This is a genomic window from Nostoc sp. (assembly GCF_036919555.1).
Lineage (GTDB): Bacteria > Cyanobacteriota > Cyanobacteriia > Cyanobacteriales > Nostocaceae > Nostoc.
Genome location: NZ_JBALCS010000051.1, coordinates 243,641 through 252,546 on the forward strand (window position 1 = coordinate 243,641; position 8,906 = coordinate 252,546).

The 8,906-nt window shown below is 44.0% G+C and carries 10 protein-coding genes; 8 read left to right on the forward strand and 2 right to left on the reverse strand.

Annotated features, from left to right (window positions below; all coding sequences use genetic code 11):
* Positions 1-58 precede the first annotated feature (58 nt).
* From argB to V7K36_RS15835, 5 genes are all read left to right on the forward strand, one after another.
* Positions 59-955 carry an acetylglutamate kinase gene (argB, locus tag V7K36_RS15815; RefSeq protein WP_335117208.1) on the forward strand — a complete coding sequence of 299 codons (897 nt, stop codon included), beginning with the start codon at positions 59-61 and terminating at the stop codon, positions 953-955.
* 351 nt (positions 956-1,306) lie between these two features.
* Positions 1,307-1,849 carry an outer membrane protein assembly factor BamD gene (bamD, locus tag V7K36_RS15820; protein ID WP_335117210.1) on the forward strand — a complete coding sequence of 181 codons (543 nt, stop codon included), beginning with the start codon at positions 1,307-1,309 and terminating at the stop codon, positions 1,847-1,849.
* 110 nt (positions 1,850-1,959) lie between these two features.
* On the forward strand, positions 1,960-2,862 hold the full coding sequence (locus tag V7K36_RS15825) for a DUF3153 domain-containing protein (protein WP_335117212.1): 903 nt from the start codon (positions 1,960-1,962) through the stop codon (positions 2,860-2,862).
* A 93-nt stretch (positions 2,863-2,955) separates the two neighbouring features.
* Entirely contained in the window at positions 2,956-3,363 is a 408-nt protein-coding gene (locus tag V7K36_RS15830) for a hypothetical protein (protein ID WP_335117214.1), read from the forward strand.
* Positions 3,364-3,612: 249 nt separating this feature from the next.
* Entirely contained in the window at positions 3,613-4,233 is a 621-nt protein-coding gene (locus tag V7K36_RS15835; protein WP_335117216.1) for an FMN-dependent NADH-azoreductase, read from the forward strand.
* A gap of 113 nt (positions 4,234-4,346) precedes the next feature.
* Here V7K36_RS15835 and pdxH read toward each other — a convergent pair whose 3' ends face one another.
* The gene (gene pdxH, locus V7K36_RS15840) at positions 4,347-4,991 is read right to left on the reverse strand and encodes a pyridoxamine 5'-phosphate oxidase (protein WP_335117218.1); all 645 of its coding nucleotides are present in this window, start codon (positions 4,989-4,991) and stop codon (positions 4,347-4,349) included.
* A 127-nt stretch (positions 4,992-5,118) separates the two neighbouring features.
* Between pdxH and V7K36_RS15845 the strand changes: the two genes are divergently transcribed.
* The 3 genes from V7K36_RS15845 (at position 5,119) to V7K36_RS15855 (ending at position 8,722) form a co-directional block, all read left to right on the forward strand.
* Positions 5,119-6,204, forward strand: coding sequence for an AI-2E family transporter (locus V7K36_RS15845; protein WP_334944819.1), 1,086 nt, complete (start codon positions 5,119-5,121; stop codon positions 6,202-6,204).
* A gap of 284 nt (positions 6,205-6,488) precedes the next feature.
* Entirely contained in the window at positions 6,489-7,319 is an 831-nt protein-coding gene (locus tag V7K36_RS15850) for a ScpA family protein (protein ID WP_335117220.1), read from the forward strand.
* A 233-nt stretch (positions 7,320-7,552) separates the two neighbouring features.
* Positions 7,553-8,722: an NDP-sugar synthase gene (locus tag V7K36_RS15855; protein WP_335117222.1), complete on the forward strand. Its 1,170-nt coding sequence runs from the start codon at positions 7,553-7,555 to the stop codon at positions 8,720-8,722.
* Here V7K36_RS15855 and V7K36_RS15860 read toward each other — a convergent pair.
* On the reverse strand, positions 8,719-8,906 hold a 188-nt coding region (locus V7K36_RS15860; RefSeq protein WP_335117224.1), incomplete at its 5' end, for a hypothetical protein. The genes V7K36_RS15855 and V7K36_RS15860 overlap by 4 nt on opposite strands.

Genomic DNA, 8,906 nt, shown 5'->3' on the forward strand with positions numbered 1-8,906 from the left:
GGTTACAAAGTCTTCTACACTGACTGAAATAGGTTTTAACTCTCAACGGCGGCTCCTCATGACGTTCAACGATTCTGAATACATCAGGCAAACTGAAGCCACTCGTGTACGTGTACTAAGCGAAGCACTACCTTATATTCAACAATTCGCCGGTCGCACTGTTGTTGTCAAATATGGTGGCGCAGCGATGAAAGATAGCACACTCAAAGACAAAGTTATCCGCGATATTGTATTCTTATCTTGCGTGGGCTTGCGTCCAATTGTAGTCCACGGAGGTGGCCCAGAAATTAACAGTTGGTTAGATAAGCTGGGCATCGAACCACAATTTAAAAATGGTCTGCGAGTCACTGATGCCGACACAATGGATGTGGTGGAAATGGTTTTAGTTGGTCGAGTTAACAAGGAAATTGTCGCGCTAATTAACCAAGCTGGTGGATTGGCTGTAGGACTTTGCGGTAAAGACGGTAATCTATTTACGGCCCGTCCCCAAGGTCAAGAAGGCATCGGTTTTGTGGGGGAAGTCAGCAATGTGAATATCAAGATTTTGGACACCCTCGCTAGCAATGGCTATATTCCGGTAGTGTCCAGCGTCGCCGCAGACGAAACGGGACAAGCTTATAATATTAACGCCGATACTGTAGCTGGAGAAATAGCCGCAGCACTAGGAGCAGAAAAGTTAATTTTACTGACCGATACCAGTGGAATTTTAAAAGATTACAAAGACCCATCTACTTTGATTCCGAAAGTAGATATTCGTGAAGCCCGCGAGTTGATTGCTAATGGTATAGTTAGCGGTGGGATGATTCCCAAAGTGAGTTGTTGTGTGCGATCGCTTGCTCAAGGAGTCCGTGCAGCACACATCATTGATGGTCGCATTCCCCACGCCCTGTTACTAGAAATCTTTACTGATGTTGGGATCGGGACAATGATTCTCGGTTCGCAGTTTACCTCGTAGAGGGAGATGAGGGAGTCCTACGGTGTATACGCAACTCATCAAATTACCCAAAACAAAAACCTCACCCTGTCCTGACTTTAATCCCTCTCCTTACTAAGGAGAGGGACGGTTTTGCACAAGCAAAACCAGGGTGAGGTTTCTTTGGGCTATTCGATAAACCCTAAATTGCGTCCGAGAGACTTGTGTGTAGGCTGTAGGCTACGAGCAAAGGGAGCAAGAGTAAAACAAAACTAAAACCCCACTAAACGGCTCTGTCTCCTTCAACCCTTTCAGATTGCCAGCTTTTGAAAAGATTCCAAAAGATTGCTGGCATTGGCAAAATAAAAATAGTGCTGATTTTTTATAGAAGACGTGAGTGCAGAAAGTTTAGAAATTGCTAAAACCCGCTACCAAACTGGGAAAGCTGCCTTTGAGAATGGGCAGTACCGCGAAGCCGTAGAAAATTTAGAAAAGGCCAGCGCCCTGTTAGCTCCTAATTCTCGGCTTGGGGGGGAAGTAGAAATTCATCTGGTGACAGCTTATGAAGCAGCTGGACGCACGGATGATGCGATCGCTCTTTGCGAAAGACTCAAACGCCATCCCCATTTAGAAACCAGCAAACAAGCGCGGCAGATGCTTTACATCTTAAAAGCACCAAAGCTGAAAAGACCCAGCGAATGGATGACCCAAATCCCAGATTTGGGCGCACTATCCGATAATGAACTCAAAATTTCTGTAGCTGCTAAACCTACTAAATCTTCTGTGCAGCAGAAGCCTAAACCTACGGAGCTAGAATTTGTTGACCTCACTCAGGTCAATACCAGAGATAATCGCTTTATCTGGGTGGCGCTAATTACCATTGGTTTAACTATCTCGTACTTGGTTTGGTTGAGTTTTTCAGGAACCCCTGGCTGATACCAATTTTGGATTTTGAATTAAAATCCTTTACCAAAACGGTGTTCTAGGAATCTCAAACAATACTAATAAGTCAAGATTGGTTAAAAGTTTGACTTTTGGAGAAATTTATGGTTTTAACTTCTTCAATTTTCGGAAAGATTTTCTTGTGGTTAATCAGACCATTTAGTTTTGTGTTGACAAATATGAAATTTCTCTCACCACTGAATGGTCGAAATCGAATGAACCGCGTTTTTCCCATCCGAAATCCGATTCTGTGGGTAGTGCTGTTAACATTACTGTCTGGCTGTGTGAAGTACGATGTGGGGGTTAATTTTGATAATTCAAATAGTGGTGAACTAGTACAGCATATTAAGTTGGGAGAACGGCTAACCAGCTTTAGTGGCGATTCTGTGTACGAATGGTTAAAGAGCATAGAACGCCGCGCCCGTCAAGTTGAGGGTAAAGTGCAACGAGTTTCCCCTGAAGAAATCATCGTCACAATTCCTTTTAGCAGTGGTAGGGAATTGCAAGAGAAGTTCAACGGATTTTTTAACTCCCGTGCGAATCAATCCTCTGAGACTGTGCAGAGCGAATCTGATTCAGAACTGCCAAAAATTGAATCAAACGTCCTCTTGGAGCAGAACAATTTTTTACTTTTAGTCCGAAATCGGTTGATTTATGATTTGGATTTGCGATCGCTGTCTCTAATTGCCAGCAAAGGTAACGTTCTGGCGAATGCTGGTTCAATTCTCGATTTGGAATTTAGCTTGAAGACTCCTTGGGGAGCCAAAAATATTCAACAAACTGAAACTGCCGTTACGCCAGAAAAAAATGGCAATCGACTAGTGTGGAAACTCCAGCCTGGTGAGCTAAACCACATAGAAGCTGTTTTCTGGCTTCCTAGCCCACTTGGTATTGGTGCGTTGTTAATTATCCTGTTTGTCTGGGGAGGATTGTACTTGAGATACAATTTCATGCCAGACCCGAGAATTCAGTTTCCTGCCAAAGCAGCAGCGATCCAGGAACAGTAGACTATTCATCTGTTCAATATTGTCAGTTAAGCCGATGGAGAATGCATCGGCTTTTTTACACTTCTCTCACCTTTTTGCAAAAATACGCCTTCTATGCAGGAACAACACATCGAGAAGATCAATGAGATTCTGCTTGGCTACTTCTGTGGTGGTACATTACTCGACGTTAAGGCGACCAAGGACAACATTCCTCTAGTTGCTGCTAACGTCCAAAAATCGACGCATTCTTTTTCGGAAGGTCAATTGCTGTACATCTACAATGTATTCTGGGGTATGAACAAAAAGGCTCTAGTTGTTGGTCGCCATCGCCGCAAGCATCGACTGATCCTCGGTGTCTGCCCGATTGCATCATTGAGCAATTTCCGACCGAAATTGGTCTATGAACCAGCTGTCATCCGCAAACTGCACGGAAGATATATTGATGACCGTATCTTTATGAGATTCTTCGATCTACCTGGTGAGTTTATTTATATTAAAGATTACATTCGGGCGATCAGTTAAACATTAAGTTAGCCAAAATTGCCCAACAGTTACTTTATGGTAACTACTTTACTTTAGTAACTAGTACAGCACAGCGTAAATAAGCAGACCATTAAAAGCTATGAAAATTTGCTTGCTCGGAAGGCTTAAAAATGGTATGTGTATTTACGCCACACGGTACTAGTTACTTTTAGTATCTGATGTAATGCTTTGAAATAGAAACTCAAAAAAAGTCAAAGCAGTAAATCCTAGCAAATCAGGAGATATTTGATGGTAAACATTCTACATATTGATTCCAGCCCTCGTGCTGAACGATCGCACTCCAGAGAACTATCTAAAGAATTCGTCAATGGTTGGAGGGCAGCGCACCCTGAAGATGCGATCGCTTATCGAGATTTAGGACATTATCCGGTTCCTCACGTTAATGAAGCTTGGATTGCAGCTGCATTTTCACCACCAGAAACCCATACCCCAGAGTTAACTGAGGCAATTAGGATTTCTGACGAGTTAGTAGATGAATTTTTCGCTGCCGATCGCTACGTCTTTGGAGTGCCAATGTATAACTTTAATATACCTTCCACTTTCAAGGCTTACATCGACCAAATCGTTCGGATTAACCGGACTGTTGCCTTAGATGCTCAAGGTTTTAGAGGATTAGTCGAGGGTAAAAAGGCAGTTGTCATTACAGCTAGCGGTGGTGACTATAGTGCAACATCCCCTGCTGGTGCCTATAACTTCCAAGAACCATACCTGCGGGCGATTTTCGGGTTTATTGGGCTTACAGACATTCAATTTATTAACGCTAATAGCATGAACAATGGTGATGATGCCCGTACCCAATCTCTATCAGAAGCACGGACAGCAATTCAAGATGCGATCAGCCAGTGGTAATGTATTGACATTTAACATTGGGCATTGGGCATGGGGCATGGGGCATTGGGAAAACACTTTCTTTATTTTTAAAATTTGAATTTTGAATTTTGAATTGTTCCCCTGCCTTTTCTTCAGGGTGACAAACGCTCAATTTTCCAAGTGCCATTATCTAAACGACTATAGAGCAAGCGATCGTGCAGACGGCTAGAGCGTCCTTGCCAAAACTCAATTTTTGTGGGGATCACTCGTAAGCCTCCCCAATGAGGCGGTCGAGGAATCTCCTCATTTTCATATTTGCTCTTAAACTCCTGCAAGCGTCGCTCTAGAACTTCTCGGCTTTCTATCACCTCGCTTTGATTAGATACCCACGCACCCAGGCGACTGTTGGCAGGGCGAGTGTGAAAATACTGGTCGGACTCAGTTTCGGAAACTTTTTCCACATACCCACTAATTCGGACTTGACGCTCCAGTTCTGCCCACCAGAAAACTAAAGCCGCCTGGGGATTTTCTGCTAGTTCTTGCCCTTTATGACTGTTGTAGTTGGTGAAGAAAGCAAAGCCCCGTTGATCAAAATCCTTGAGTAACACCATTCTGGCTAAGGGCTTACCATCTGGTGTGGCTGTGGCAATGGTCATGGCATTGGGTTCAGGAAGTTGCGCTGCTAGAGCCTGATCGAACCATTTTTTAAATTGGATAAAAGGATTGAGGTCTACTTCGAGTTCGCTCAAACCTTCCAAGGTATAGTCTTTGCGAAGGTCAGCTACGGTCTTGTCCATTATGATTTGGTTCCTTGCTATCAGATAGGCTTATACTTGTCTTTGTTAAAAATATCTATGATGATGATCAACGCCATCAAGAATTTTTAAAATTCTCTCAAGGTATATCTAAAATAGGTTGCATAAAATGCGCCGTTCGGCCTCCCTTCAACGCCTCTTAATTTATGGTCTGAGCGGTCCCATTATCGCTCTCAATGTCTGGCTGCTGTCTGTGCTTTTTCGCTATTTCCAGCATCCCATTACCGTCTTGAGCATTGCGGCGATTCTGGCTTTTCTCCTAAATTACCTAGTTAAGTTCTTTGAACGTGCTCGGATCACCCACACTCAGGCGGTGATCATAGTTTTACTTGCAACATTAACCCTGCTTGGGATTCTGGGTGTCACCCTAGTGCCGTTGATTATTGACCAAACAATCCAACTGTTAAATAAGATCCCTGATTGGTTAGGCGCCAGTCAAGCAAACCTAGAGCAGTTTGAGAGGCTGGCAAAGCAACGACGTTTGCCAATTGATCTGAGGGTTGTGAGCAGTCAAATCAATGCCAACATTCAGAATGTAGTGCAACAGCTAGCTTCTGGTGCAGTGGGATTTGCTGGAACACTGCTGTCAGGATTACTTGACGTAGTGTTAGTCATCGTACTTGCATTTTATATGCTTTTATATGGCGATCGCGTCTGGTATGGTCTGATCAATCTTTTGCCCTCTAATATTGGAGATCCGCTCACCGCATCCTTGCGCCTAAATTTCCAGAACTTCTTCCTCAGCCAGTTGTTGCTAGGACTGTTTATGGTGCTAACCCTGACACCAATTTTCTTAGTGATGAAGGTGCCCTTTGCCCTGTTGTTTGCCATATTAATTGGTATTTCAGAACTCATTCCCTTTATCGGGGCGTCTCTAGGCATTGCTCTGGTGACGATTTTAGTACTACTGCAAAATTGGTGGTTAGCAGTTCAAGTTGCCATAGCGGCAATTCTCATGCAGCAGGTTAAAGATAACCTGTTAGCGCCCAGGTTACTCGGCAACTTTATTGGACTGAATCCTATCTGGATTTTTGTGTCTATTTTGATGGGATTTGAAATTGCTGGGTTGTTGGGGACGCTTGTTGCTGTTCCCATTGCTGGTACTATTAAAGGCACTTTCGATGCGATCAAGAGCGGCAAGCCGAGTGACTTTGTATCAACTGTCACTATTGCCCATGACCCGCCCCCCGATTAAGGCGGCAGGGGGCAGGGAGCAGGAAGCAAAGGGGAAAGAGGTAATTTGAATTCTCCCCCCTGCTCCTCTGCCTCTTGTGCCCAATGCCCAATGCCCAAAGTCAAAAGTTGCACAATCTGATCTCACAATTCACAATGGTGATTGATTACAAATTTCAGAGGATGCTGCTAGCAGGCGATTCCTGATCAAGCAAATTTATAAAGTACCCGCTTTGTCAATAGTCAATGAGTTTAGTGTTGAATTTACGGTCTTTTGATTCTGATTAATTAACTTAGAACCCGTTGATGGAAGCTTCCGAGCTATTAGAAACAATCACACTCTTGATTTATCAAGCCCAGCAGGGGGAAATTGATCCTTGGGATGTCCAAGTGATTGAGGTGATTGACCGTTACTTAGAACTGATGGCGCCGGAGGCAATAGGAAGAGGCTATGAAGCGGACTTGTCTCAATCTGGACAGGCATTTTTGTCAGCATCAATGCTGGTATTATTCAAAGCTAATACATTGATGCAATTGTCAACAGTAGGAGATACAGAGGATAGTGTAGTAGATGATGCTCTATTGTCAGGTGAAGACGGTGTATTACATCAGGGTCATCGTTTACCATTAGAACGGCAATTGCGTCGTCGTCCATCGGCAATGCCGCCACCAAAGCGCCGGGTGACTCTGCAAGAGTTAATCAAGCAATTGCAGATTATGGCGAACCAACTGAAACTGGTAGAAAAAGTCAGCAAACCTATCCGTCCCAGACGTTTGCCTAGCGTCCAAAGTATGCGGGAGGCGCTGGAGTTAGCTCACCAGGAAAATCTGACTGAAGTCGCCAGGGAACTAGAGCAGGTGTTGAATTTGTCAGCAAGAGAGTTAAGTTTAGAACAAAATTGGTTGAATTTAGAACAACTTGTAGAATTGTGGACTCAAACAAAGCTTCTCAACCAAAATGGCTCTGGACATGAGTCTAAACGCAGTCACCTAGTTAGCGTTTTCTGGGCGCTACTATTACTCTCGGCTCAATCAAAAGTAGAGCTATTTCAAGAAGAGTTTTACCATGAGATTAAAATTCGCTTACTTAGAGATTCAGCTAACACCTGCAAACCTTTTGAGCAGCCGATGAACTAAGAAAGCCAAAAGTAGCCCTACGGATAATTTACAGATTTTTGATTCAGCCCTAAAATCCGAGTAAATTGAAAAGATAAGCGATCGCTTATCATCTAAGTATAGTTATGGTTGCAATAACCACTAAATTCCTGTTATCCCTGTTTTGAGAGATAACTTAGAGCAGAAATAAAAACTGATGATTAGCTTATCACTTGATAAAAGTAAACTGGCTTGTGGTTGAGGAATAAATTTTTATGAAAGCGATGATTCTCGCGGCTGGTAAAGGTACTCGCGTGCGTCCAATTACCTATACAATTCCCAAACCGATGATTCCCATCCTGCAAAAGCCAGTGATGGAGTTCTTGCTGGAACTGTTACGCAAACATGGATTTGACCAAATCATGGTCAACGTTAGTCATTTGGCTGAAGAAATAGAAAACTATTTCCGTGATGGTCAAAGGTTTGGGGTACAGATTGCCTATTCCTTTGAAGGGAAAATTGATGACGAGGGTAAACTGGAGGGGGAAGCAATAGGTTCAGCTGGCGGGATGCGCCGCATCCAAGACTTCTCACCGTTTTTTGATGATACCTTTGTGGTTTTGTGCGGTGATGCTTTGATTGACTTGGATTTAACTGCGGCGGTTAAATGGCATAAAGCTAAAGGGGCGATCGCTACTATTATTACAAAATCTGTCCCCAAGGAAGAAGTTTCTAGCTACGGTGTAGTTGTGACTGACGAAGATGGTCGCATCAAAGCTTTCCAAGAAAAGCCTTCAATTGAAGAAGCCCTCAGCACTAACATCAACACAGGTATTTACATCTTTGAGCCAGAGGTTTTTAACTATATTCCCTCTGATGTCGAATATGACATTGGTAGCCAATTATTTCCCAAATTGGTAGAAATCAAAGCTCCTTTCTACGCCATCCCTATGGACTTTGAATGGGTAGATATTGGTAAAGTCCCAGACTATTGGCGGGCGATTCGTGGTGTACTACTGGGTGAAATCAAAAATGTGCAAATCCCCGGTCATGAAGTCGCCCCTGGCATCTACACTGGCTTAAATGTCGCCGTAAATTGGGACAAAGTGGATATCACAGGCCCAGTTTACATTGGTGGCATGACCAGAATCGAAGACGGAGCTAAAATTGTCGGACCAGCGATGATTGGCCCCAATTGTTGGATATGTAGTGGCGCAACAGTGGAAAACAGCGTGATTTTTGAATGGTCGCGCCTAGGCCCGGGAGTCCGGTTAGTCGATAAGCTGGTATTTGGACGTTATTGTGTAGATAAAACTGGGGCTGCGATCGATGTTCAAGCGGCTGCTTTAGATTGGCTGATTACCGATGCCCGTCAGAGAGTGCCATTACATAACCCTGTTGAGCGACAAGCGATAGAGGAATTGTTGGGGACAAACACAAATTAGGGAATGGGGAATGGGGAATGGGGCATGGGGAGTGGCGAATAGGGAGTGGGGAGTGGGGAGTGGGGAGTGGGGAAGAGTTTTCCAATGTTCAATGCCCAATGCCCAATGCCCAATGCCCAATGCCCAATGCCCAATGCCCAATGCCCAATGCCCAATGCCCAATGCCCAATGCCCAATGCCCAAT